This is a genomic window from Streptomyces minutiscleroticus, assembly GCF_014650875.1.
GTDB lineage: Bacteria > Actinomycetota > Actinomycetes > Streptomycetales > Streptomycetaceae > Streptomyces > Streptomyces minutiscleroticus.
Genome location: NZ_BMVU01000244.1, coordinates 1 through 672, shown reverse-complemented (window position 1 = coordinate 672; position 672 = coordinate 1). Strand labels below are relative to the sequence as shown.

General features: G+C 37.5%; 1 protein-coding gene. It reads right to left on the bottom strand.

Translation table 11 applies throughout. The annotated features are described in order from the left end of the window. The coding region (locus IE271_RS44565) for a sulfate/molybdate ABC transporter ATP-binding protein (protein WP_190195522.1) at positions 1 to 672 on the bottom strand (672 nt) is incomplete at both ends.

Below are 672 nucleotides of genomic sequence, written 5' to 3'. Positions count from 1 at the left end.
TTAAAAGTTGGATTCAGACAATCTTTGGGCAAACTAATCGTTTGAGGAATGACCTCATAATGGCAATAATTTTCATCTTCAAAGAGAGGTTTTATCAATAAGCGGTTTGAAAAAAGCCGATTTTCTTGATTAGGATCAATAACGCCATTGTTTAAAAAGAGGGAAGTTTGCGCGAGTTTGGTTATTTCATTGGGGTTATGGCTTACCAATAACACGCTTAAATTTTCACGCTTGATAAAATCAAGCAAACCTTGTTGCACTTCGTTTTTTAAGGCGTTATCTAGGGCGTTTAAAGGCTCATCTAAAAGCAATAAATTCTTGGCTGCGATCAAAGCTCTTGCTAAAGCGACTCGTTGGGCTTGTCCGCCAGAGAGTTGAAGAATTTTTTGCTGGCTTAGATTTTCTAAACGCATTAAGCGTAACACTTCGTGGATTTTATCTTTATCTTTAGGGTGAGCAAAAGCGATGTTTTGATACACGTTTAAATGAGGAAATAGAGCGTAATCTTGAAACACAAAGCCGATTTTTCGTTGTTGTGGTTTTAAAAAAATCTTTTTTTGAGTGTCTAGCCATACTGAATGATTGACTTCAATATAGCCACTATCCACCGCTTCAAGCCCCGCTAAAATGCGTAAAATCGTGCTTTTACCCGCTCCCGATTCTCCTAATAAA